Origin of the sequence: Methylobacterium sp. Leaf361, assembly GCF_001424445.1 — a bacterium.
GTDB lineage: Bacteria > Pseudomonadota > Alphaproteobacteria > Rhizobiales > Beijerinckiaceae > Methylobacterium.
On record NZ_LMPY01000012.1, the window covers coordinates 20,005 to 40,385 of the forward strand.

31 protein-coding genes are annotated in these 20,381 nt (G+C 69.1%); 2 read left to right on the forward strand and 29 right to left on the reverse strand.

The window, feature by feature from the left end; all coding sequences use genetic code 11:
* Position 1: 1 nt before the first annotated feature.
* From ASG32_RS09535 to ASG32_RS09550, 4 genes are all read right to left on the reverse strand, one after another.
* The gene (locus ASG32_RS09535) at positions 2 to 655 is read right to left on the reverse strand and encodes a hypothetical protein (protein WP_056525051.1); all 654 of its coding nucleotides are present in this window, start codon (positions 653 to 655) and stop codon (positions 2 to 4) included.
* 7 nt (positions 656 to 662) lie between these two features.
* Complete coding sequence (locus tag ASG32_RS09540) at positions 663 to 1,301, reverse strand: hypothetical protein (protein ID WP_056525054.1); 639 nt, start codon at positions 1,299 to 1,301, stop codon at positions 663 to 665.
* Between the two features lie 93 nt (positions 1,302 to 1,394).
* A complete protein-coding gene (locus ASG32_RS09545; RefSeq protein ID WP_056525057.1) occupies positions 1,395 to 1,787 on the reverse strand; it encodes a hypothetical protein in 393 nt (130 codons plus the stop codon).
* A 94-nt stretch (positions 1,788 to 1,881) separates the two neighbouring features.
* A complete protein-coding gene (locus ASG32_RS09550) occupies positions 1,882 to 2,979 on the reverse strand; it encodes a N4-gp56 family major capsid protein (protein ID WP_056525063.1) in 1,098 nt (365 codons plus the stop codon).
* A gap of 773 nt (positions 2,980 to 3,752) precedes the next feature.
* Between ASG32_RS09550 and ASG32_RS09555 the strand changes: the two genes are divergently transcribed.
* Entirely contained in the window at positions 3,753 to 5,231 is a 1,479-nt protein-coding gene (locus ASG32_RS09555) for a PAS domain-containing methyl-accepting chemotaxis protein (protein WP_056525066.1), read from the forward strand.
* Positions 5,232 to 5,393: 162 nt separating this feature from the next.
* Here the strand turns inward: ASG32_RS09555 and ASG32_RS09560 are convergent, their stop codons facing one another.
* The 11 genes from ASG32_RS09560 to ASG32_RS09595 are packed head-to-tail and all read right to left on the reverse strand — an operon-like array spanning position 5,394 to position 12,184.
* Positions 5,394 to 6,416, reverse strand: coding sequence for a hypothetical protein (locus ASG32_RS09560; protein ID WP_056525069.1), 1,023 nt, complete (start codon positions 6,414 to 6,416; stop codon positions 5,394 to 5,396).
* Positions 6,417 to 6,476: 60 nt separating this feature from the next.
* Positions 6,477 to 8,435 (reverse strand): portal protein, encoded by a 1,959-nt coding sequence (locus tag ASG32_RS09565; protein ID WP_056526103.1) that lies wholly within the window; start codon positions 8,433 to 8,435, stop codon positions 6,477 to 6,479.
* Entirely contained in the window at positions 8,432 to 9,754 is a 1,323-nt protein-coding gene (locus tag ASG32_RS09570; protein WP_056525072.1) for a PBSX family phage terminase large subunit, read from the reverse strand. The genes ASG32_RS09565 and ASG32_RS09570 overlap by 4 nt, the downstream gene beginning before the upstream one ends.
* Positions 9,744 to 10,034, reverse strand: a complete 291-nt coding sequence (locus tag ASG32_RS09575; RefSeq protein ID WP_056525076.1) for a DUF5681 domain-containing protein — start codon at positions 10,032 to 10,034, stop codon at positions 9,744 to 9,746. Before ASG32_RS09575 ends, ASG32_RS09570 begins: the two co-directional genes overlap by 11 nt.
* Positions 10,031 to 10,177 (reverse strand): hypothetical protein, encoded by a 147-nt coding sequence (locus ASG32_RS33765; RefSeq protein ID WP_157861931.1) that lies wholly within the window; start codon positions 10,175 to 10,177, stop codon positions 10,031 to 10,033. The genes ASG32_RS09575 and ASG32_RS33765 overlap by 4 nt, the downstream gene beginning before the upstream one ends.
* Entirely contained in the window at positions 10,177 to 10,350 is a 174-nt protein-coding gene (locus tag ASG32_RS34420; RefSeq protein WP_199866097.1) for a hypothetical protein, read from the reverse strand. Before ASG32_RS34420 ends, ASG32_RS33765 begins: the two co-directional genes overlap by 1 nt.
* Positions 10,350 to 10,826, reverse strand: coding sequence for a sterol desaturase family protein (locus tag ASG32_RS09580; protein ID WP_056525080.1), 477 nt, complete (start codon positions 10,824 to 10,826; stop codon positions 10,350 to 10,352). The genes ASG32_RS34420 and ASG32_RS09580 overlap by 1 nt, the downstream gene beginning before the upstream one ends.
* On the reverse strand, positions 10,826 to 11,017 hold the full coding sequence (locus ASG32_RS09585; protein ID WP_056525082.1) for a hypothetical protein: 192 nt from the start codon (positions 11,015 to 11,017) through the stop codon (positions 10,826 to 10,828). The genes ASG32_RS09580 and ASG32_RS09585 overlap by 1 nt, the downstream gene beginning before the upstream one ends.
* Positions 11,008 to 11,244: a hypothetical protein gene (locus ASG32_RS09590; protein WP_056525085.1), complete on the reverse strand. Its 237-nt coding sequence runs from the start codon at positions 11,242 to 11,244 to the stop codon at positions 11,008 to 11,010. The genes ASG32_RS09585 and ASG32_RS09590 overlap by 10 nt, the downstream gene beginning before the upstream one ends.
* Positions 11,241 to 11,402 (reverse strand): hypothetical protein, encoded by a 162-nt coding sequence (locus ASG32_RS33770; protein ID WP_157861932.1) that lies wholly within the window; start codon positions 11,400 to 11,402, stop codon positions 11,241 to 11,243. The genes ASG32_RS09590 and ASG32_RS33770 overlap by 4 nt, the downstream gene beginning before the upstream one ends.
* Before the next feature lie 8 nt (positions 11,403 to 11,410).
* A complete protein-coding gene (locus tag ASG32_RS09595) occupies positions 11,411 to 12,184 on the reverse strand; it encodes a recombinase family protein (protein WP_244491884.1) in 774 nt (257 codons plus the stop codon).
* Between the two features lie 249 nt (positions 12,185 to 12,433).
* Between ASG32_RS09595 and ASG32_RS33775 the strand changes: the two genes are divergently transcribed.
* Positions 12,434 to 12,673, forward strand: a complete 240-nt coding sequence (locus ASG32_RS33775) for a hypothetical protein (RefSeq protein ID WP_157861933.1) — start codon at positions 12,434 to 12,436, stop codon at positions 12,671 to 12,673.
* Positions 12,674 to 12,676: 3 nt separating this feature from the next.
* On the opposite strand, the gene ASG32_RS09600 is transcribed toward ASG32_RS33775, so the two are convergent.
* The 14 genes from ASG32_RS09600 to ASG32_RS09660 form a co-directional block, all read right to left on the reverse strand.
* A complete protein-coding gene (locus tag ASG32_RS09600) occupies positions 12,677 to 12,919 on the reverse strand; it encodes a hypothetical protein (protein ID WP_056525091.1) in 243 nt (80 codons plus the stop codon).
* Positions 12,920 to 13,086: 167 nt separating this feature from the next.
* Complete coding sequence (locus tag ASG32_RS32350; RefSeq protein ID WP_157861934.1) at positions 13,087 to 13,818, reverse strand: Abi-alpha family protein; 732 nt, start codon at positions 13,816 to 13,818, stop codon at positions 13,087 to 13,089.
* Between the two features lie 39 nt (positions 13,819 to 13,857).
* Positions 13,858 to 14,727 (reverse strand): hypothetical protein, encoded by an 870-nt coding sequence (locus ASG32_RS09605; protein ID WP_056525093.1) that lies wholly within the window; start codon positions 14,725 to 14,727, stop codon positions 13,858 to 13,860.
* A gap of 95 nt (positions 14,728 to 14,822) precedes the next feature.
* Entirely contained in the window at positions 14,823 to 15,212 is a 390-nt protein-coding gene (locus ASG32_RS09610) for a hypothetical protein (RefSeq protein WP_244491886.1), read from the reverse strand.
* A 64-nt stretch (positions 15,213 to 15,276) separates the two neighbouring features.
* The gene (locus ASG32_RS09615; RefSeq protein ID WP_056525098.1) at positions 15,277 to 15,582 is read right to left on the reverse strand and encodes a hypothetical protein; all 306 of its coding nucleotides are present in this window, start codon (positions 15,580 to 15,582) and stop codon (positions 15,277 to 15,279) included.
* Complete coding sequence (locus ASG32_RS09620; RefSeq protein ID WP_199866098.1) at positions 15,579 to 16,328, reverse strand: hypothetical protein; 750 nt, start codon at positions 16,326 to 16,328, stop codon at positions 15,579 to 15,581. The genes ASG32_RS09615 and ASG32_RS09620 overlap by 4 nt, the downstream gene beginning before the upstream one ends.
* Positions 16,246 to 16,959, reverse strand: a complete 714-nt coding sequence (locus ASG32_RS09625; protein WP_056525104.1) for a hypothetical protein — start codon at positions 16,957 to 16,959, stop codon at positions 16,246 to 16,248. The genes ASG32_RS09620 and ASG32_RS09625 overlap by 83 nt, the downstream gene beginning before the upstream one ends.
* 5 nt (positions 16,960 to 16,964) lie before the next feature.
* On the reverse strand, positions 16,965 to 18,230 hold the full coding sequence (locus ASG32_RS09630; RefSeq protein ID WP_056525107.1) for a site-specific DNA-methyltransferase: 1,266 nt from the start codon (positions 18,228 to 18,230) through the stop codon (positions 16,965 to 16,967).
* Positions 18,227 to 18,469 carry a hypothetical protein gene (locus tag ASG32_RS09635; protein ID WP_056525110.1) on the reverse strand — a complete coding sequence of 81 codons (243 nt, stop codon included), beginning with the start codon at positions 18,467 to 18,469 and terminating at the stop codon, positions 18,227 to 18,229. Before ASG32_RS09635 ends, ASG32_RS09630 begins: the two co-directional genes overlap by 4 nt.
* Positions 18,466 to 18,663, reverse strand: a complete 198-nt coding sequence (locus ASG32_RS09640; protein WP_056525114.1) for a hypothetical protein — start codon at positions 18,661 to 18,663, stop codon at positions 18,466 to 18,468. Before ASG32_RS09640 ends, ASG32_RS09635 begins: the two co-directional genes overlap by 4 nt.
* Entirely contained in the window at positions 18,660 to 19,118 is a 459-nt protein-coding gene (locus tag ASG32_RS09645) for a RusA family crossover junction endodeoxyribonuclease (protein ID WP_082557819.1), read from the reverse strand. Before ASG32_RS09645 ends, ASG32_RS09640 begins: the two co-directional genes overlap by 4 nt.
* A gap of 15 nt (positions 19,119 to 19,133) precedes the next feature.
* Positions 19,134 to 19,694 carry a hypothetical protein gene (locus tag ASG32_RS09650; protein WP_056525116.1) on the reverse strand — a complete coding sequence of 187 codons (561 nt, stop codon included), beginning with the start codon at positions 19,692 to 19,694 and terminating at the stop codon, positions 19,134 to 19,136.
* 84 nt (positions 19,695 to 19,778) lie between these two features.
* Positions 19,779 to 20,072, reverse strand: a complete 294-nt coding sequence (locus ASG32_RS09655) for a hypothetical protein (protein WP_056525119.1) — start codon at positions 20,070 to 20,072, stop codon at positions 19,779 to 19,781.
* Between the two features lie 2 nt (positions 20,073 to 20,074).
* Positions 20,075 to 20,380, reverse strand: coding sequence for a Gp49 family protein (locus ASG32_RS09660; RefSeq protein WP_056525122.1), 306 nt, complete (start codon positions 20,378 to 20,380; stop codon positions 20,075 to 20,077).
* Between the last annotated feature and the right edge of the window lies 1 nt (position 20,381).

Here is a 20,381-nt window from a genome sequence, read left to right on the forward strand (position 1 = left end):
GCTACTCGGGCCGCGCCACGGCCTGCGTCGAGGCCTGGATCTCGGCCGGGCGGCCGGTGCGCTTGGCGACCTTCGCCGTGTCGGCCTTGATCCCGAGCGCGGCCAGGACCTGGAGCATCAGGCCGGTGTGCGCCTGGACCGCGGCCGGATCCTTCTGGAACAGGTAGGCCTCCGCCAGGACGGCATAGAGGTAGGCGTCCGGCGCCTTGGCCAGCAGCCAGTTCTTCGGCGCGTCGGAGGTCAGCGGCGGGATCCCGGCGTAATAGGCCAGGGTCACCACGCCGGGCTTCTCCGGCACCATGCGCACCTTGCCGGCGCGGATCGTGAAGTACTGCGGGTCGCCGCCCGGGCGGTGCCGGAACCGCGCCTCGGGGCTGTCGGCCTCCGCGAAGGTCGGGCGCGCCGTCCTGCCCGAGCCGGCCCAGGACACCGCCAGCCACTCGATGAAGTCGGCCGGCAGGGGCATCACGGCGACCGGCGCCGCGGCGGTGCCGAGGCTCACCTCCGCCTCCATCTCGCGCGCGCGCAGGATCGCGTTGAAGTGGCTCTCGGCCAGCGCGATGAAGCCCGGCAACGCGTCCGCGAGGTCGGGGCGGGCGATGTAGTCCAGGACGGCGGCCTTGAGGCTCGCCAGATCGGTGATCGGTGCGGCCACGGCTGCCTCAGAGATAGTAGGCCTGCACCTGGTCGGTGGAGGCGATGACGTTGGAGCGCCCGCGCAGGGCGTTCAGCTCCTCGGCGACGATCAGGTCCTGATCCTTCGCCATCACGGGGCTGCGCAGGACATTGCGGGCAAGGTGCCGCTTCGCCCAGGCCGCGATCAGGCTGGAGGCCTCGTCGGTCCAGGCGTTCGCCTCGTCGGGGCCCGGCGCCGGCAGCCGGACATGCGCCATGATCCGCACCGTCCAGGCGTCCGAGGGCATCGGCCACAGCCGCAGCGAGCGCTCGAAATACGAGTAGGCGCAGGGCCTCGACTGGCTGGTGGGCTCGTCGCCCTTCTCGATCCAGGCCTCATCGACACGCTGCAGGACGGTCGGGGTCTCGCCGTCGAGCATGACGACGCTGTCGATCGCCATCAGGTCGGGGATCGCGCCCGCATCGCCGGCCGAATAGACGTCCGACCCGGCGATGGTCTGGAACGTCACATAGCCCTCGTTGAAGAAGAACCGGTCCGGCTGGAAGAACCGGATTGCCCGGTCAACGGCGGTCGCGATCTGCGGGCCGAGGTCCGCGCGCTCGATGTCGTCCGCGATCTCCGCGTACAGATCGGCGAGCGTCGGCCGCCCGTCCTGTGTCGGCATCGGGCACCGTCTCCGTCTTCGAGGGCGACGGCGGGGCGCTGGGCTCCGCCGCCAGGACCGCCGCGCCGAGGTGCAGCAGCATCCACGCCGACATCAGGCGTCGTTGTCGGGGGTGTAGTGGACCACGATCGTGGCCACGCCCGCGGCTGGGGCGCCGGCGATGGTGCCGTAGACCGGGGTATCGGCGGCGAGGCGGCCCTTCAGGGTCGCGGTGTCGACGCGCTTCACGCCGGCCGCGGTGACGGCGGTGTCGGCCGCGGCGGCGAGGTCGTTGCCGCCGGCGGAGGTGCCGAGCGTGAGGGAGGCGCCGGCCGTGAAGGCGGTCTCCACCAGCACGAGCAGCGAGGTGATGAGCGCGCCGGCCGGCAGGGACGCCGGCATGACGAAGGCGCCGTTGGCGAAGTTCACGGTCTTGCGGATGGTGTGCGAGACCTGCTCGCGCAGCTCGCGCGCGGGCGGCTGCACCGGGATGACGTTGGTGGGCACGGTGGCCTCCGGGTTCGGGACAGGCAGGGAGAGGCGACGGGCCGGAGCGCGAGGCCCCGGCCCGGGTCAGCCGTCAGGCTGGATCAGCGGCCGATCAGGCGTCGACGGGCTTGGCGTAGGTCGGGATCACGATCGTGCCGAAGTCGTCGCCGTTGAAGGTCGTCTTCTTCATGCCCCAGATCGCCCAGGCCGAGACCTCGAGGTTCCGCTTGTGGTCGAGCAGCTCCTCGTTCCAGCGGTACCGGGTGTCGCCGCCGGCCTTGCCGTAGGCGATGGTCGCCGCCTGGGCGCCGAGCAGCACCGCGCGCCGGGTGAGCGGCACGGCGGACATGCCGTCGGGCGAGACGCCCGCTGTGACGTCCTGCGCCTCGCGGAGCACGACGCCGTTGTACTCGCCGAGCGCGCCCGAGAAGATCGGGCTCTTGCTCGACTGCATGCCGGCCATCGCGGCCTTCTGGATGTCGAGCCACTGGCCGGCGCCGGTGTTGGTGCGCAGCGACGTGACCTGCTCGGAGGCGAGGTAGAGCACGTAGAGCTTGCGCCCGCCGACCACGACCGGGCGGATCATGACCTTGCGGTTCTTGCCGCCGGTCTTGGCGAGCTCGACCGCCTTGTCGATCAGGTCGAGGGTGAAGCCGTCCGCGTTGGTCAGGGCGGCGTCGTCGGCCCGGCCGTTCGGGCGGAAGATGCGGCCCGCCGTCGCCGCGGTGACGACGTTGTTGGCGGTGAACTTCTTGGCGCCGTTGAGCTGGTTGGCCGGGGTGAAGCCGCAGACGTGGTTGAAGAAGCAGACCGTGCGGCGGGTCTGGAACCAGTCGGCGATGCCGGCGCGGGCGGTCTCGCGCAGGTTGAACGGCACGCGCTGCTGGTCGATCGTGTTCTCCGACTTCACGCCGACGACCTCGCCGAGCTCGTCGATGGTGACCTTGTCGGAGTTGACGCCGATCTGCTCGCCGTTGCCCTCGGCGACGTCGGACGAGGAGAAGCCCGGGCCGCGGAGCTGCATGCGCAGGCCGAAGGTGACCTGGTCGCCGTTGCCCTTCTTGGTCTCGGTCTTCTCCTGGATCACGGCGTCGTCGCCGGTGCCGATCAAGGGATCGATGTCGATGGACTTGTTGGCCTCGGCCGCGAGCTTCTTGCTCCACAGCTTGACGGCCATCGGGTCATTCTGCCCGAACGCGGTGTAGGACATGGGGGTGCCTCTGGAGGCTGGATTCCGTGGGGGGAGGGTTCGTGCGGGCCGTGCGTCGGCGCGCGGACGGAAGCCGGGCCCCAGAGTGACCGTTGGGGACGGGGTCGGACGGGCGCCGTGCGTGGCGCGGACGAAGGCACTGACGCGGCCGGGCGGATCCTATGCGGGGATCAGACGAACGACCGGACACGCGCGTGCGCCCCGCCTTGCAGCGGGGTGCGGCACGGGGCCGGACGGAACTCGGGAATGCGCGGAGACGGGGCAGGGCCCGCACGTCTCGCGACGGATAGTCCTTTGAGCGGGTTCGCCCGTCGGGTCAACTGGCAAATTGAGCCGGGCAGGAAGCGGACCAGCTCACCGATCCTCGAACGTTGCGGATTGGATTCGCCTCCACGCCAAAGCCGACAGAGAGAAGATTTGAAGACGCAGTCGTAGCTCGGGACGAAGCGGGCACTCCGTCTCCAACCCAATCAAGCTCTCGCTGGCAGGGCTTTCAACGATCCTAGACCGGACGTGCGCGCGGACGCTGGCCAAAACCTATCACAAATCCGAATTTGCAGGAGCGGCTTGGTTCGTCGAGGCGCTTGCCATCGCAATAGGCTGGGACTGAGATGCAAGTCACATTCATGACAATTGGAGGATCTTAAAACTCAAAAAAATGAGATGTCGTGAATTCACGCCTCGCTATTGCAGTCACGAGCACACATTAAATCGATATTAACTGATCTATGATTTATTAAGGCATCCTGTGCAATTGACAGTTGTAGGCCGTGATGCTGCTGAGCCGCTCTGATAGCCAGACCAAGTTGACTGCGCTGGACAGCGCGCATGCTCTGATCGAGTTTGACCTCGCGGGCAAAGTCATTTCTGCCAACAGCAACTTTCTGGCGCTTCTCGGATATGAAATAGATGAGATCCGCGGGAAGCATCACTCCCTATTCGTGGATCCCACCGAGCGCGAAAGCCCAGCATACAAGGAGTTCTGGGCGGCGTTGCGCCGAGGTGAGCATCAGGTCGCCGAGTACAAGCGAGTCGGCAAAGGCGGTCGCGAGGTGTGGATCCAAGGAAGTTACAGTCCGCTCATCGGCCGTAACGGCAAGCCGTACGGTGTGTTCAAATGCGCCACCGACGTCACTGCGCAAACGCTGCGAAACGCGGATTTCGAGGGCAAGATGAATGCCCTCGACCGCTCGCAGGGTATTATCGAATTCGACCTCGACGGAATGGTCATCACCGCCAACGCCAACTTCCTCGCGGTGGTTGGCTACAGCCTCGACGAGGTGAAGAGTAAGCACCACTCGATGTTCGTCGATGCAGCAGAGCGCGACGGTGCAGCCTATCGCACTTTCTGGGAAACGCTGAAGCGCGGTGAGTTCCAACAAGCCGAGTACAAGCGCATCGGCAAGGGCGGTAGAGAGGTCTGGATCCAGGCCACCTACAATCCGGTTCGTGATGCTGCGGGCCGCCTCGTGAAGGTGGTGAAGTTCGCCACCGACATCACTGAGGCGGTTGCCGACCGACTGCGGCGGGCGGAACTGCATCGGGGCGTCGACCGCGACCTGGATGGTATTGCCATCGCGCTATCCCAGGCATCGCAACAGGCGGTCGGCGCAGCAAGCGCCGCTGAAGAGGCCTCTGGTAACACGCAGAGCGTGGCTGCCGGATCAGAGGAGCTGGCCGCGTCGGTTGGCGAGATCAGCGCCCAGGTGAACCGTGCGTTGCAGGTGACTGGTCGGGCGGTCGAGCAGGCGGTTGCAACCTCGACAGTCGTTGCTGGACTAGCCTCCACCGCGCAGCGCATCGGGGAGGTGGTCGAGATGATCAAGACGATCGCCGGCCAGACCAACCTGCTGGCGCTTAACGCGACCATCGAGGCTGCCCGGGCCGGTGAAGCGGGCAAGGGTTTCGCGGTGGTGGCCTCCGAGGTGAAGTCCCTCGCAACGCAGACCGCCAAGGCGACCGAGAGCATCAGCAGTCAGATCGCGCAGACTCAGGCCGCGGCGAACCAAGCCGCCACTGCCATCTCCGGCATCGGGCAGACGATCGGCGAGGTCAACGAGATCTCCTCGGCCATCTCGACAGCCGTGGAACAGCAGGCTGCCGTCGCCCAGGAGATGTCGGCGAACATGCAGGCTATGACTCAAGCCGTGGGAGAGATCAGCCGCAACGTCAGCATGATTGCTGGCTCGACCCAGGAAATCGATGCCTCCACGCGGCTTGTGCGCGGTGCATCGCGAGCCATGGTAGCTTAGGCGCCAGATCCCGCCATGTCTGCATTGGCCCTTTGACTGGTCGATTGCAGACTGTGTCTACCCGCCGTTGCACTCCTTCTGCGGACGAGCAACGGGTCGCGAGCGGCCTAAGTCAGAGAATGCCGTGCGTCGGATCGCAATCACCGACGCAGTCCATTCAAGTCAGCCGCCCATGAGAGCTCGAACCCGGGCCGGGTTCGAAGTCATCAGCCTCTCGAAGTCCGCCTCCGACATGCTGGACAGCGTCTCCAGCGTGATCTCGCCGGCCGGCTGGCCACCGGCGGCCGAGAGCGAGCGACCCGGGCCCGCCTGACCTGCGGCGGCGCGCGCGGCCTTGTCGGCAGCGCTCTCCTGCGGGGCGGCGGCCGGGGCCGGGGCGGGCTCCGGAGCCTTCGGGGCGAACCCGCGGCTCTTGGCGAGCGCCGCGATCATGGCGGAGGGCGAGGTACCCCGCTGGCGGGCCGTCTGGGCGAGGTTGAACTCCTCCTCGCGCACGGCCTCGATCGCGGCCTTCTGGTCCATGCCGAACAGGGTCAGCTCGGCTACGCGGCCGGCGAACAGGTGCTCGTAGGCGTCCGCGACCGACGCGTCGGCCTGGATCGCGGTCCGGAGGTCCTGCTGGTAGAACCCGATCACCTCGTTCCGTTCGTCGTTGGCGCGGCGGGTCTCCTCGGCCTTCTTCTGGCTCTCGGTGAGCTGGGTCTGGCCGGTGCGCAGCGCCTCGATCTGCTGCTCCAGGTGCTTCGCATAGCCGAAGATGTCCTCGGCCGGGTCCGGCACCTTCACCGGCTCTGAGGCGGGCTGGGCAGGCGTCGCCGGACGCTGCATCGCCTCGGACAGGATCCGGAGTCGCTCGTCGCCGCGGGCGAACCGCTCGCGCAGCTCGTCGCGCTCCTTCTCGACCGCCTTCCGACGCTCACGCTCCTCGTGCAGGGCACCGTGCGGGACGAATTTGCCCTTCTCGTCGCGCGGCTGGGCCTCCGGGGCACCCTCAGGCTTCGCGCCTTCCTCATCGGGCTCGGCCGCGGGCGGCTCGGCAGCGGCCGGGGCGGGCTCGGCGGCCGGCGGGGTCAGGCCGTCGGAGGCGGCCGTCTCGCCGCCGCGCTCGTAGGCCTCGAAGGCAGCCTGCTCCTCGGGCGTGAAGGCGTCTTCGCCGCCGCCGATGGCGAGGTCGTTGTCGGTCATGTGGTCCTCGTGACGTGAAGGGGACGAAAGCCGGCGTGCGCCGCCGGCGGGCGTAAGGGGTCAGGCGGCGGCTTCCGCGGCCTGGGCTGCGGCCTCGGGTGCCGTCAGGAGCTCGGCGAGCTGCACGGCGGCCGAGGCGTGATCCTGGTGGGTGAGCGCCTGCTCGCGCCCGGCCTTGGCGTTCTTCAGGTTCGCCCCGGCTGTCATGTCCTGGATCTTGGCGACCGCCGACTGCACGGCGAGCGCCTTCTGCTGCTCCTGCTCCGGCGTGTCGGCCGTCTGGGCGAGCAGGTCGCGCATCTTGGCCACGAACGAGGCCGGGAACGGCGAGTAGGGCAGGATCTCGAGCAGGACCTGCGGCGTGATCATGCCCTTGATGATCGGCAGGACCGAGGTGAAGGTCTGCCACACGATCTGCTGCTGGTTCGGCGAGGCCGGGGCGTCGTCGATCACCACGTCGAAGTCGCCCATCGTCCGGTCGCGGATGAGCGGCACAACCTTGGCACCCTCGTCGCCCACGATCCGGATCAGGCGGCCGTCCGAGAGGTACGTCTGGATGAAGAACAGGCGCACCCGGCCGATGTGCTTCCGGGCCCGGCGCAGGGAGTCGAACAGCGTCGCCAGGATCGTCATGGCGGCTTGCTTGCGCTGGTACTCCAGCACGCCGGCTTGGTCGTTCTGCTTCTGGCCGAGCAGCTCGAGGTTCACGCCCGACGTGTCGCGGATGGAGCCGATCGCGAACTCCATGAGCTGCCAGTGCCCCGAAGGCAGGACCGGGAGCGGCTTCTCCTTCATGCGGGCCGACTGCAGCGTGCCGTCGGAGACCCACGACACCGCGCCGGGCTTGGCGATGCTGGCCTCGAAGGCGCGCTGGTCGGGGACCGCGCCCTTCTCCATGATCCAGCCGCCCTTGGACTGGCGGTTGAGCATGTCGAGGGTCTGGGACAGCCACTTGTTGGCGAAGCGCTGCGGGTCGCGCATCGGCCGCACGATGCCGAACCATGTGCCCTTGTTGTGGTCGCGGTCGCCGGTCAGGCAGGCGTAGGAGAACTGGTCGCCGGCCGGGGCCGGGCCCTCCTCCAGCACCACGGCGCCGAGGAAGGCGCGGCGGTAGACCCGCTTCATCCGGTGGAACACCTTCACCGGCATGCCGAGCATCTCGGCGCGGCGCTCGAGAACGGCGGCCTGCTCCGGCGGCATCTCCTGCGACTCGCCGGTCGTGGGGTCGATCACCACCGCGACGCGGGCCCGCTCCCACCACTGGCACTCGACGATCGTCACGCGCGAGGACGAGGCGTCGGCATCCTGGCCCGGCCGGTCGGTGCGACGTTCGCCGGGCTGGATCTCGCGGTGCTCGCCGTCACCGTCACGATCCTCGGCCCAGGCGGCATCGAGGAGGGCGGGGTCGACCTCGGGGAACAGCGCCTCGGCCTCGGCCCGGTCCATCGTCTTCGCGCGGAACAGGCGCCGGGCGTCGGCGAGGTTCCGCTTCCGCGCGGCGGCGTCCCAGATCATCTCTAGCGCGTTGACCCGGTCCTCGACATAGGCGCCGTCCGGGTTGGTCTCATAGTCGAGACGCATCTCGACCCAGCCCATGCCGCAGATCGCGCAGTCGACGAACGCGTCGGATTCCTCGTCCTCCGCCTCGGCCTCGTCCGCGAGGTAGCGCGACGCCTCGGTGAGCAGCTCGTTCTTGGCCGCGTCGCCGATCTCGCGGGGCAGGTACTGGATGTCCTGGCGGCTGTTCACCTCGGAGCCGGCCACCGCCTTGATGACGGGCAGGATCCGGTTGAACGTGACGGGCGGTCGGCCCTGCTGGCGCAGCACGGCCTCGTCCTCGGTGCTCCACTGGCGCCCAGCCACGAAGTCGAAGTCCTCGCGGGCGTCCTCGCGCCACTTCGCGGAGGCCTCCCGGTCGGTGCGGTACCAGCCGCGCAGGCGGCGCAGCAGCGCCTCGCGGTCGAGCCCAGCCTGATCCACCGCCTCGCCGTCGAGGGCGGGCGCGTCCGTGTCCGTCATGCCGCCCAACCTGATCCTGATGTGCTGTCGTCCGCCTCGCGGCGGCGTCGACGCGCGTAGACGTCGTTCGGACCATCCACCGGCGGATCGTCCTCACGGGGCTCGGCGATGCCGATGGCGAAGTACCGGAAGGCGTCGGCCGCGTGGCTCGCCCAGTCGTGCAGAGGGGCCTTGGAGAAGGCCTGCGTCTTCTCGTCGACGTCGTACCGGTAGTTCCGGAGCGCATGGAGCCCATCGGCGCAGGCTTCCTCGTCGAACCAGCACCGCGCGAAGATCTTGCGGGCCGCGTCGATGCCGGCCGCCACGGTCAGGCGCGGCGTGATCCGGACGCGATGCCCGGCCGCCCACATCTGCTGCTCGATCGTGCGCTCGGAGGCGAGCAGCTCGTTTCGGGCATCGTGCGGGAGCCAGTGCTCGCCGTAGACGTAGCCCTTCCCGCCCTGCTCGACCGGGAGCGCCCGCTCCTTCAGCACCTCGAGGTAGTGGCCGAGCGCGTGGCCGCGGTTCTCGTAGAAGTCGATCAGCCGGAACTCGAACCCGACGATCTGGGCGAACCAGATGCTGGTCTTGTCGGCCCGGCCGAGGTCCCAGAACGTATGAACCGGCTTCGTCGGATCGTACGGGACCTTCGTGAACCGCTTGGCGGTCGTCGCCGCCAGGATCTCGTTCGCGTAGATCGCGCCGTCGAGCACCGCCTTGCAGTTGCCGCCCCAGACCGTCTCGTAGGCGACCGGGTCCCGCGCCTTCAGGTCCAACGCCTCCTGCCGGAGCACGTCGGGGAACCACGGATTGTCCTCCCAGCCGATTTTCACGACGCGCGCGCCGGTCGGCGGCTTCGCCACGAAGCGCTTATAGGTCTCGTCCTCCGCCAGCTCCGTGTTGAAGCTGATCCAGATCTCCGAGCCTTCCTTGCGGATGGTCGGGATCAGCACGTCCCAGGACGTCTTCGAGACCGTGCGGGCCTCCTCGACCCAGCAGATGTCCACGCCCTCGGTCGACTTCACCGAGGCGACGTTGTGCCGGAGGCCCTTGAAGATGAACTCGGTGCCGTTCCGGCCGAGGATCCGCTTCTCCTGAACCTCGTACAAGCCATCGAGCCCGAGGAGGTCGATCTGCTGCGCGAACAGCGCGTGCGCCGATTCCGCGATGCTGTTCTGAAACTCGCGCGCGCAGAGCACCCGGAGCGGCCGCTGTGCCCCCATGATGAGGAGCGCCCGGCCAAAGCCCCAGGATTTCGCCCCGCCGCGACCGCCATAGGCGACCTTGTAGCGGGCCGGCTCGAACAGGAAGGCGAGCTTCTCCGGGAACTCAACCTGCATCGGGCGGCTGCCCGGGCCGGATGAAGGTGACCGTCATGCCGGTCGGGATCGCGCCGCCCTCGCCATCGCCGTCGATGGGCTGGGTCGGCTTGCCGTAGCCGCGATCCAGGATGGCGTTGGCGGCAGCGACGCGGGCCGCCTCGCTCTCACCCGCGGTCGCGATCTCGACGAGGACCTGCAGCGCGGTCTCGGTATGCGCGCGGGCGAGGTCGCGCACCTTGGCCGACGCTTTCGGGCGGCCGCCAGGGTTGCCGGACTGGCCGGGCTGGAACTGGCTCATGGGCCTGTATCGTGCCTGATCTCAGGTCCGCCGCCGCAAGACGCGGTCTTCGCGGGGCGGTCGAACACCCACACCCAGGCCCAGCCCGCGGCGAGCACCAGGAGGATGCCGGCGAGGTGCCGGAAGCCGACGATCTCGCGCATCAGTGCACCGCCCGGGATGGCATGTCGCCGTGCAGCAGCATCAGGCGCTCGGCCATGACGCGCACGTCGTCGGGGACGGCCGGTCGGACCAGCACGAAGGCGGCGGGCCGGCGTGGACGCAGGGCTGCCGCGGCGATGCCGGCGAGCAGGAGGGCGGCGCAGAGGCGGGACATCAGCGGCGCGCCTGATAGGTGCGGAACACGCGGTCCCAGAAGGTCGTGACCACGCCGAAGTTCGCCTCGACGCCATGGTGGTGCATCGCGTGGCGCATCTTCAGGCCGTAGAGCGGATGCCGCGGGCCGATCCGCCAGTGATGCACGGCGTGGTGGGCGGTGATGTAGGCGAGGTAGCCGAGCGCGACCCCGGCCAGGACGCCGGCCGAGAGCATCAGGAACAGCGCGCCGAAGATGGCCAGCGAGTGCCACGAGGTGACGCCGGTCCGGGCGCAGGGCCGGGCATGGTGCAGGTCGTGCGCGTCCCGGAACACCGGCAGCCGGTGGAAAAGGAAGCGGTGGATCACGTACTCGGCGAGCGACCACGCCGCGAGGCCGAAGGCGATGCCGGCGAACGAGGCGTCGCCGACGGCGACCAGCAGGAGCGCCAGCACCGGGATGGCGACGAAGTCGGCGTAGTAGGCGGCGCGGGACATCAGAGCCGACCTCCCTGGTGGACGCCGAAGCACCGCAGCGCCTCGTCGTAGGACAGCTTCGGGACCGGGCCGGACGGCGCGCCGAGATCGGGGCCGGCCGTCAGCTCGCGCTCGCCGCGATGGACGATCGGCGCGGGCGCGGCGGGCTGGCCGCGGAGCAGCCAGCGAAGGACGAGGCGCTTCAGCAGCATGGCCGGGCGTTCCTCATCGCCATGGAGCGGCGGACCTCGAACTCGCCGGTCCGCGCTTCGTCGTACGGGGTCTCGGCCGGAAGCGGCGTGGCGGCCGGCTTCCCGATGACGCCCTGCCGGCGCATCTGGTCGCCGTAGGCCTGGGCCGCCGGGTCGCGCTGGAGGCGCTGCGCGTGGCGAAGCGCCCGGTCCGCGTCGGCCGGGGTGAAGTCGGGGCGTGCGGTCACGCGAAGGCCTGGCGCAGCGCCGTTGCGAACGCCGGGCGGGCGGCCTCGGCAGCCTCGCGCGTGGCGAAGCCCTCTTGGACGAGGCCGCCGGCAAGGCGAGCGCGCAGCAGGAAGGGACGAGGCCCGGCGGAGGGCTCGTGGACGAGTTCGATGCGCATGGAGGCCTTCAGCCGATGATGGCTTCGTGGGTGCCGGCCTGCAGGACGTGCTGCTCGGCGCCGGTCCAGGTGAAGAGGTACTCGACCGCCCCGCGGTACTTCGGGTTGTCGAGGACGTAGCCGACCGTGTCGTGCCGCCACCGGCGGCCGGTCGGCGAAGGGATGCCGTCGCGGTTCAGCCCCTCGGCGATAGCCTGAAGGGTCGCCCGCGGGCGCTTGCCGCGGCCCCGCTCCCGGAAGATGCGCCGGACGACCGCCGCCTGCTCCGGAACGATGACGAGGCCGCCCGCCCGGTCGGTCGCGTAGCCGTAGGGGACCCGCCCCCCGGCGAAGCCGCCGCGGCCGGCCTTGGCGAGCTTCCCGCCTGCGGTCCGGTCCCGGATCGTGAAGCGCTCCGATTCCGCCATGCCGGCGAGGATGGCGAACACGGTGCGCCCCATCGGCGTCGCCGTGTCGATCGGCTCGGTGACGGACCGGATGCCAACCTCGTGCGTCTCGGCGAGATCCGCCACCGTGGTCACCGCGTACCGGATCTCGCGGGCGAGCCGGTCGAACCGGTAGACCAGCAGCACCGAGAACTTCCCGTCGGCCGCGAGCTGCAGGACCTCCCCGAAGCCGGCCCGGTCGGCGGGCCGGGTCGCGCCGGACACGCCCGCGTCGGTGATGACCGCGACGAGCTCGTAGGCCTGGCTCTCGGCGAAGGCGCGGAGTGCTCGCTCCTGCGTCTCTAGCCCAAAACCGTGAGCGGCCTGCTCGTCGGTCGAGACCCGGAGGTAGGCCACCGCCCGGGTGGCCAGAACCGCCTTCGCGGCCTCTTGGGTTTTTATTCTGCCCCGGGCGCGAGCGGTTCGCCGCGACCCTGAAATCGCGGGTAAGTCACTCATTTTACTGCGCTATTTACGCTGTCGGGGCGGTTCTTGCGGAAATGTCTTGGTAATTCCGCATCGGGGCGTCGGATTAGCCCCTCGATCGGTGAAGACGCCGCACCCGTGAGGCAGTTCGGCGGACGTTACCTCCCGAAGAGGAACACCATGACCTTGCTGCGCACACTGACGCTCGCCGTCACGATTATCGCTCCGACAGCCGCCGGAGCCGAACCGATCGGGGCTTCAGTGGTGCTCGTCCGGAATACGACCACGCTTGGTCAGACCAAGCCGCCCCGCCGCCCGGACGACATGACCTTTCGAGGAGCGGCGGCCGGCCGAGCGAAGAATGATGCGGTCGGTGATAGGCTCAGCCGCGGCATCTGCATCGGGTGCAGCCCGAAGTGAGGATTAGGCCGCCCGACGACGCCGGGCCACTGTGAACGGCTTGCCCTTCGTGCTCTGCCCGGAGGCGCCGAACGTGCGCTTCTCGACGGTGCCGATGAGAGGCCGAAGCTGGTGGATCAGCGACCGGATGCGCCGGCAGTGATGGTCCCGCGCGGCGAGGTCGACGTCCTGGCGCCCGGTCGCGCGGAGGCGGCAGAGCGCGAGGCTCTCCTCCTCGATCGCGGTGACGATAGCGTGGGCGCTCATCTGGGACCGATCATGGCATGGAACACCGCCAGCGTCTGCCGGGGCAACGCCTAAGCTGTTGAGCGGGTTCGGTGAAGCCGGGTCCGGACATGCGAACGCCCGGCGGCTTGTCAGCCCCGGGCGTGCGTCTCGCGACGGTCGGGTTTTGCCGGGTTTCGGCCGTCGGGTCAAGACTTGCGGATGCAGGCTTGGGTAAACGCTTCGCCCAATGGCGTGAGACGCACGTTGTAAGAACCGGTCGAAGACCGTCCGCTTGCAAGCTTCTGAATAGCGTCTGCCATATCTTCAATATGTCTAATTTGCGGACGCGCAGAAAAGCTGATGAATTGTATAAGCCCCATCCCTCTTAAATTATCAAAATGCACATCCGCACCTCTTGCAAATATCTTTCTATCTTCAACTTTCAGTGGAAATTGGATATTAAAATAAACTCCATTTCTGCCCGACGCCGTAACGAAAAATTGCCCAGCCGATATATCTTTAATCAACGAAGCTTCAATAGAAGACATTCGCTTCAGAATTCCTGAAAAAGCGGGATGCACAGTATCTCGAAATTCCTTGTGCATTGCTTTAGAGAGCAACTCTTCAAACATTACATAGATATCGCTGCCCTCCTCCTCGTAAGTAACCCCCTCCAAAATATTCCCGACCACCTCCGGTTTCGGCACTATCCTTTCTTCAATTGGAACGTTGTTGAGCGCTTTCAATATAAATGGTTCGTATTTCTCGCGTATTAAGTAGCCGAATCCGCGGCCCGCAACTACTATAGCGCTGACAAATTCCCCCAACTCATTGCCGACAATGCGAGCGGCAGGCTGCAAAAGATCACCATAGGCCACCTTCACAACCTCTCTGGCCGCAGCTTCCGCAGCCGCGGTCATCGGATCCTTGTCAGCCATAGATGCCTCCGCACAGGCATCCATGCTGGCACAGCCAAGTCAGGCTGTCTCGCCCACTCGGCACCGCGCCGCCACGATGTCCCGCACCCGCCCGCGGCCGGCGACGGCTCGCTGGACGTCAGGCTTGGCCTGCGGGGCGTAGCGCGCTTCCTCGGCCCCCCAGTACTGGCCCTGGCCGGCCGGGACGGCCCGGCCCCGCGCATCGGTCTCCTCGCCGGTCTTCTGGCCCTGGAAGAACCGCTCCTGGACGTTCGCCACGCCCTCGGCGGCGAAGTCCTCGTCGAGGTTCTCCATCAGGATACGGAAGTGCTCGGCGATGTAGGCCGTGCCGCGGTCGCCGCCCTTGCCGCGGGCCTCGGCGAACTGCGCGAAGGTCTGCCGGCCGGTGAGTACCTCGTGGAGGAATCGGGCGCCCGGCACGCCGACGGCGCGGACGACCTTGTCCTTGAGCTTCGCCACCAGCCGGGCGTCGTCGATCGCGTAGATGACCGACAGCTCGTGCGCGATGGTCATGTCCTTCGAGCCGCGGACGCCGAAGTCCATGGAGCCGAGCCGGGCTCCGGAGGCGCGCTCGAAGATTGCCTGGACCTGGCGTCCGACCTCGTACTGCGAGACGGTGAGCCGCCCGTGCGAGCGCTCCATCTCGAGGACGTCGACCCGGCGGTTGACCGCGGCGAGGCTACGGCCGCCCGGGGTCCACGGATCGTCGACCGCCACGGCCGCCGTCTCGATCGGGCCGCGCCGGCCCCGGACCGGCTTCGATAGCTCGGTGCGCGGATCGAAGGCGCCGGCATGGTCGTACCGGTCGCCGCGCGGATCCCGGCGACGCTCCGGCTTGGCCGCGCGCACGTGGGTGTGGGTGGCCGGCGAGCCGGCGAGGGTGATGGCCTTGGTCCTGGACGCTGCCACGGTGGTGCCCCTTGAGGCGGTCGACCTTCCGTCGATCCGTGACACCTGATCTGCGTCCCGTTTTTGGACACACGCAAGCGTGATCTATGCCTGCGTCACTCCGGCGTGCCCGTGACCTTTGCGTTCCAGGCATCGGCGAGGCGGTGACAGGCGCGCTTCCGACGGCGGTCGAAGGTGCGCCGCTGGACGCCGACCTCGGCGCAGTAATCGGTGACGGTGCCGCCGGGGACCTCGCGCAGCAGGCGGAGGCGTCGGTGCCGCCGGATCCGCCGCCGCGCCTTCGCCCGGGCCCAGGTGAGGAGCGCGATCCGCTCCGGGCTGCCGACGCCCAGAACCTCGGCCGAGAACACGATCCAGTCGAAGGTCGCCCGCATCTCCTGCGGGTCGTTCGGCTGGAGCCGGTTCGGCCGCACGCTGAAGATGCCCGAGCTGGTGAAGGCCATGAACGCCGCCACCAGCCACCGCTCCACATCCGCGCACGTCATGGCCGGCGGGTCCGGGCCCTCGATCCTCAGCGGGTTCGCCATCAGCACCGGACGCGGGTACTCCTCACGCAGCCGAGCGGCCGAACAGGTCAGCCGCCGGCGGGTCGGCCCGGGCGGGCGCAGACGGCATCGGCGGCACCGCCACGCGCGCCTCGACGATCGCACGGCAATCCGGATCGGCGCACGACCACATGCCGTCGCTGCGATTCCGGAAGACGCCGAAGCCGAACGAGGCGCCGAACACTCCGCAGGACGCGCAGGTTCGCTCGATCCCTCCCTTCGCCGCCTGCTCTGCGGCTTCTTCTGCGGCCAGCCGATCCGCCTCGCGACGCCGCAGCTCCGCCTTCCAGATGTCGGGGCGCTTGCTCATGCCGGCACCCGCTTGCGGTCGAGGCTCGCCATGAGGTGCGAGACGTCCAGGGTGCGGAGCGGCGCCACCATCTCGGCGTCAGAGGGACGAGGGATCACCGGTGAGGAGCCGCGCTCCGTCCTGCCGGCGATGAGCAGGCTGTTCGGCGCGGCCGCGATATCGTCGAGCACCTTCTGCCGCTCGGCATCGGAGATCGGCTGGTACGGCACCGCGTCGAGGACCTCGATCAGCCCGGCGATCTCCGCGTGGATCTCGTCGAGCGACCGCCTCGTCTCCGCGGCGAGCTGCGGTGGCGTCGGGCAGCGCTCCCCGGTCCAGGGGAGCAGGGTCTTGCCCCCGAGGAAGCGAGCGGCCGCCTCACGAACGGCCCACGTCGGCAGGTCGGCGAGGGCCCGAACGTAGAGGTTCGCCGTGGCCCGGGCACCGTCGGCAGCCACGCCGAAGGTCGGGAACGCGGCCAGCAGCGCCAAGACGACGTCGCGCTTCGCCACCTGTCCAGGCTTCGGATCCTCGCCGTCGGAGAGGCCGGCCCGGAGCGCGACGAGGCGGTCCGTCATCACGCCGCGGTCCGCCACCGTCGGGGCCTGGTCCGACCGGATCGCAGGCCGCACGCCATAGCCGCTGCTGCGGTCCAGGCGGTTGCGGTAGATCGCGACCACCACGTCACCGGCCCGAGTTGCGGCCGCCGGCCGCGAGGCGATGGACGTTTCCGTGTTCGGCGTGGTGGTGGCTGGAACCTGGGTCATGGGAACCCCCGTGGTCGTCGAGGAGAGCGTCGAGGAAGCCGTTGCCGGTGCCGCGGCGGGCAGGGGCGTCACGGGGGCGGCCCTGGCGGCGGGTGGATTCGCGGAGGCGGTTCCGGAGCGTGGCGAGCCAGTCGAGCTTCATGCCGCGGACACCGGGCACGCCGATCCAGAAATCCTGGAACTCGGCCAGCGCCTCGTCGACGTCGCGACCGGTCAGGCCGGCATCGAGGCATGCCTGCCGGGCTTCCGGCCGAAGACCGAAATCGACCGGGATGCGGGTGCCCCGATGCCGGTCCGCCCCCTTGGGGGCAGAGGACCCTTTAGGGTCCGAGGGGGAATCCCCTGGGGGTGTAGTTTTAGGGGGTGCGGGGGACCTTTTAGGGGGCGTAACGCCGTTACTCGCGTTATCGGCGTTACTTCCGTTACGTTCGCCGTTACGCGCGTTACGCCGTGCCCGGAAGGCGGCCTGCCGGAGCCGGTTGCCCTCGCGGTTCGCCTCGATGCGCGCCTGCTCTGCCTCGGCCGCCGTGACACGCTCACGGGCCAGCTCGGAGCGAACGACGACGAGGATCTGCTCCGGGCTGATGCCGGCGGCGACCATGGCGTCGATCATCTCAGCGGTGACGGCCATGGCGGCTACTCCGCTGCCATCGGGAGCGGCGCCGGCGCGCTGACGATCTCGGCCGCGGCTCCGATCCGGCGCGCGGACATCGCCGCATATTCGGGGTTGAGCTCGATCAGCGTGGCGTCCAGGCCTAGGCCCGCGGCCACCAAGCCGACGGTGCCGGCACCCCCGAATGGGTCGAGCACGCGCCCGGCGACCGGCTCAGCGAACCGGCACAGGCCCTCGCACCGCGGATGCGGGAGCGCGGCGCCACAGAGGCCGCAGGCCTGCGCCGGGACGCCGGCCTTGATGCAGCGCTCGGCAAGGGCAGGCGGGAACGTGGCGAAGTGCGCCTCTCGGTAGGCCTTCGGCGCGATCGTCCAGACGTTCCGCGCGTTGCGGGTCTCGAGAGGCGACAGGCTCAGCTCGGCAAGCGCGGCATCCATGCTCGCGTTGTTCTTCGTGCCGCTGCCCGGCTGGGCGAGCTTGCGCGAGCGCGGCGTGCGGTCGACGAGCTGCCGACTGTTCGGGCCCGGCCGCTTCACGCGATCCCGCCCGCGGTCGGACTGGTCCGGGTCGAGGCGGTCGAGGCGCCCCCAGCCGACACCCGTGTCGGTACCGCGGGCCGCCGCGCGGACATGCGCGCCGCCGGTCACCGGCTCGCGGATGGCCTCGTGGTTGTAGAAGTAGTCCTCGCTCTTCGTGAGGAGCCAGACCTTCTCGTGCGCGGTCGTGGGCCGGTCATAGACCGACTCCGGCATGGGGTTCGGCTTGTGCCAGATGATCTCCGAGCGGACCCACCAGCCATCGTCCTGCAGGGCGATCGCCAGCCGGTTCGGGATCATGCAGAGGTCCTTCGGCTTCAGGAAGCCGCCGGCCACGATCGCACCGGGCGCGGTCACGCCGGCGCGGCGACGGAAGACGGATCCACGCTCGCCACGGTCTGCGTAGCGATCAGCCTGGTAGATCGGCCCGACCGTCGAGAAGGGCTTGTCGCGGAAGGTGCGATCGTCGCCGACGACGTCGGCCGCAGCGCGACCGTTCGGCGTCGCGGCGTAGCAGTCGCCATAGTTCAGCCAGAGGGTGCCGCGCGGCTTGAGCACGCGCCGGACCTCGCGGAACACGTCGACCATCACGGCGAGGTGCTCGCCCAGCGTCCGCTCGAGGCCGATCTGACCGGCGACCCCATAGTCCCGCAGTCCCCAGTAGGGCGGGCTGGTCACGACGCTGTCGAAGTAGGCGTCCGGCATCGCGCGGAGCTGCTCGCGCACGTCGCCGACGTGGATGCGGACCGTCATGCGAGCCCCCGAGCGGTGAGGGCCAGGTCGGCGTGAGTCGCAGCGCACTCGAACACCTGCGCGGCCACAGCCTCGCAGAGGACGTTCGCGGCCTTCGTGTCGCCCTCGGCGGCGATCGCGATGGCGAGACCGACGCCAGCCGTCAGCGCAGCGCAGAGGTCCTGGAGGCGGGAGAGATCACCCTGTGCCTCGAACACCTTGTCGGCGATGAGCGAGTCGAGGTCGAGAAGCGTGCTCATGCGGCCCTCCGGCGGCGGACCGGCATCATGTCTTCCGGGACCAGGCGCACGCCGGGCGCGAGGCGGGGCGCCATCTCGGTGCCGTCCAGGTGGAACGACCGCGCGCAGAGCGAGAAGGACTCGGCGGCGTCGAGCGTCTGCCCGTAGGAGCCGCGGTAGAGGACGCGGCTGGCGCTCATCAGGAGCCACGTCATGCCGCCGCCCTCACAGCTTGCGGCTCCAGCGCCGTGACCTGGATCACCAGCTCGGGCGTCTCGCCGTAGAACTTGCGGACAAGGCCATCGACCACGGACGCGTCGTCGGCCCAGACGACGTGGTTCAGCGCGTCGATGACCTTGGCGATGTTGTCCCAGTCGGGCTTCGTCGTGGGACGCAGGCGGCGCTCGATCGCGTCCAGCCGCTTCCGCTTCGACCAGCTCGCCGGAATCGGCATGGTGGCGAAGATCCGGACCTCCAGCGGTCCGGTGAGGAGGGCGCGCCCGCGCATGACGGCGCCGGCCGCGAGGCGCAGGGCGCTCTCGTAGGCCTCGGTCTTCTGATCGGGATGGGAGTGGATGCGCGCCACTCCTCCCCGATGGACGAGTTGCGCGCGGTGCCGGCCCTTCCCGCGAGGGGCGCCGGGCAAGCGGATGATGACGGTCTCGGACACCGCGCGCCTCCAGGCTCAAGCGTTCGCGGGTTCGCGCGTGCGGCGCGACCGGTTCTCGCGGGCGGGCGGCTCCGGCAGGGGCGAGCGATCGGCGTCGTCCTCGTCGCCCTCCTCGTCGCCGTCCTCGGCCTCCGAGTCCTCGTCGATCGGCAGGTCGGGCTGGTCCTTGTCGGCGACCGCATCGGCGCGCTGGCCGAAGAAGACGCTCGGCTCCGCCAGGACGAGGACGGCCGGCTTCGCGCCGTGCTCGGCCAGCTTGGTGATGTCGTCGACCGACCCAGAGGCGCCGACCTCGAGCTTGAGGCCATCCTTCACGGTCCACTTGCCGGTCGAGACCACCAAGTGGTCGAAGCCCTGGTGCGCCACGATTTTGATGGCCTCGCGCACGGTCTTCCCAGCGACCTCGTCACAGCGGCCGATCATCAGCCGCTGCTCGTGCTCGGACATCTTGGTCCAGCACGGCATCTGCCGGCAGATGTTGTCGAGGATCCGGTCGCGGATATCACCGCGCAAGGTCTCGATGCCGAGCTCTACAGCGGCTTCGGCTTGCGCGACCGCGTCGGTTGTGGCTTCCATTGCTCTCTCCATGGATGGGCACCACGCCCATTCGGTTCAGACCGCCCGGCACCCGCTCCCACAGCAGGCCGGGCGGTTCTCGTTTCAGGGGTGCGGGCGGTTGCCCGGCAGGCGCGGGTCGCGGCTGCTGTGCCGGGGCACAAGCGGCTCCTCGACGACGGGCGAGCGGTCGCCGAGCGGCGCATGGAACTGCCGCTGTGCGGGCGCCGGCGTCTTCTCGGCCAGCATCTCCGCCATTCGCTCGGCCCACACGAGGAGCGTGAGCAGACCGTTCCGCACCAGCACGTTCGCGGCGGTCGAGGGCACGTGCTTCTCGACGCCCTCGCGCAGGGTCGCGAAGTGGGTCGGCAGGGTGGTGACGAAGGCGCCGTCGGACATGGTCAGGCCGCCGCCAGCCGCTCGCGGAGCAGGTAGCCCTCCAGTTCCCAGACGCGCTCGCGAGCGTTCCGGTGCGCGATCTGCTCGCCGATCGCCGGATCGAAGTTCTCGGGTGAGGCGGCCGCGCTGGTGCCGGTCACGATGAAGCCGTTGCGCAGGGTGAGCGCACAGACGGTCAGGGTCGTGCCCGGGAACACGTGGTAGGCCGCGCTGACGATGCGGCTGTCGATGTGGTCGGGCGTCAGGCGGGGCGCATTCAGCCCCTTCGCCTGCAGCTCGGCTTCCAGCTTGGTCTCGTCGCTCAACATG

What these genes read in the sequence shown, in the direction of transcription:
- ASG32_RS09540 (WP_056525054.1), bottom strand. Translation starts at nt 1,301, where the DNA reads ATGCCGACACAGGACGGGCGGCCGACGCTCGCCGATCTGTACGCGGAG.
- ASG32_RS09550 (WP_056525063.1), bottom strand. Translation starts at nt 2,979, where the DNA reads ATGTCCTACACCGCGTTCGGGCAGAATGACCCGATGGCCGTCAAGCTG.
- ASG32_RS09555 (WP_056525066.1), top strand. Translation starts at nt 3,753, where the DNA reads ATGCTGCTGAGCCGCTCTGATAGCCAGACCAAGTTGACTGCGCTGGAC.
- ASG32_RS09560 (WP_056525069.1), bottom strand. Translation starts at nt 6,416, where the DNA reads ATGACCGACAACGACCTCGCCATCGGCGGCGGCGAAGACGCCTTCACG.
- ASG32_RS09565 (WP_056526103.1), bottom strand. Translation starts at nt 8,435, where the DNA reads ATGACGGACACGGACGCGCCCGCCCTCGACGGCGAGGCGGTGGATCAG.
- ASG32_RS09570 (WP_056525072.1), bottom strand. Translation starts at nt 9,754, where the DNA reads ATGCAGGTTGAGTTCCCGGAGAAGCTCGCCTTCCTGTTCGAGCCGGCC.
- ASG32_RS09575 (WP_056525076.1), bottom strand. Translation starts at nt 10,034, where the DNA reads ATGAGCCAGTTCCAGCCCGGCCAGTCCGGCAACCCTGGCGGCCGCCCG.
- ASG32_RS33765 (WP_157861931.1), bottom strand. Translation starts at nt 10,177, where the DNA reads ATGCGCGAGATCGTCGGCTTCCGGCACCTCGCCGGCATCCTCCTGGTG.
- ASG32_RS34420 (WP_199866097.1), bottom strand. Translation starts at nt 10,350, where the DNA reads ATGTCCCGCCTCTGCGCCGCCCTCCTGCTCGCCGGCATCGCCGCGGCA.
- ASG32_RS09580 (WP_056525080.1), bottom strand. Translation starts at nt 10,826, where the DNA reads ATGTCCCGCGCCGCCTACTACGCCGACTTCGTCGCCATCCCGGTGCTG.
- ASG32_RS09585 (WP_056525082.1), bottom strand. Translation starts at nt 11,017, where the DNA reads ATGCTGCTGAAGCGCCTCGTCCTTCGCTGGCTGCTCCGCGGCCAGCCC.
- ASG32_RS33770 (WP_157861932.1), bottom strand. Translation starts at nt 11,402, where the DNA reads ATGCGCATCGAACTCGTCCACGAGCCCTCCGCCGGGCCTCGTCCCTTC.
- ASG32_RS33775 (WP_157861933.1), top strand. Translation starts at nt 12,434, where the DNA reads ATGACCTTGCTGCGCACACTGACGCTCGCCGTCACGATTATCGCTCCG.
- ASG32_RS09600 (WP_056525091.1), bottom strand. Translation starts at nt 12,919, where the DNA reads ATGAGCGCCCACGCTATCGTCACCGCGATCGAGGAGGAGAGCCTCGCG.
- ASG32_RS32350 (WP_157861934.1), bottom strand. Translation starts at nt 13,818, where the DNA reads ATGGCTGACAAGGATCCGATGACCGCGGCTGCGGAAGCTGCGGCCAGA.
- ASG32_RS09610 (WP_244491886.1), bottom strand. Translation starts at nt 15,212, where the DNA reads ATGACGTGCGCGGATGTGGAGCGGTGGCTGGTGGCGGCGTTCATGGCC.
- ASG32_RS09615 (WP_056525098.1), bottom strand. Translation starts at nt 15,582, where the DNA reads ATGAGCAAGCGCCCCGACATCTGGAAGGCGGAGCTGCGGCGTCGCGAG.
- ASG32_RS09620 (WP_199866098.1), bottom strand. Translation starts at nt 16,328, where the DNA reads ATGACCCAGGTTCCAGCCACCACCACGCCGAACACGGAAACGTCCATC.
- ASG32_RS09625 (WP_056525104.1), bottom strand. Translation starts at nt 16,959, where the DNA reads ATGGCCGTCACCGCTGAGATGATCGACGCCATGGTCGCCGCCGGCATC.
- ASG32_RS09630 (WP_056525107.1), bottom strand. Translation starts at nt 18,230, where the DNA reads ATGACGGTCCGCATCCACGTCGGCGACGTGCGCGAGCAGCTCCGCGCG.
- ASG32_RS09635 (WP_056525110.1), bottom strand. Translation starts at nt 18,469, where the DNA reads ATGAGCACGCTTCTCGACCTCGACTCGCTCATCGCCGACAAGGTGTTC.
- ASG32_RS09640 (WP_056525114.1), bottom strand. Translation starts at nt 18,663, where the DNA reads ATGACGTGGCTCCTGATGAGCGCCAGCCGCGTCCTCTACCGCGGCTCC.
- ASG32_RS09650 (WP_056525116.1), bottom strand. Translation starts at nt 19,694, where the DNA reads ATGGAAGCCACAACCGACGCGGTCGCGCAAGCCGAAGCCGCTGTAGAG.
- ASG32_RS09655 (WP_056525119.1), bottom strand. Translation starts at nt 20,072, where the DNA reads ATGTCCGACGGCGCCTTCGTCACCACCCTGCCGACCCACTTCGCGACC.
- ASG32_RS09660 (WP_056525122.1), bottom strand. Translation starts at nt 20,380, where the DNA reads ATGTTGAGCGACGAGACCAAGCTGGAAGCCGAGCTGCAGGCGAAGGGG.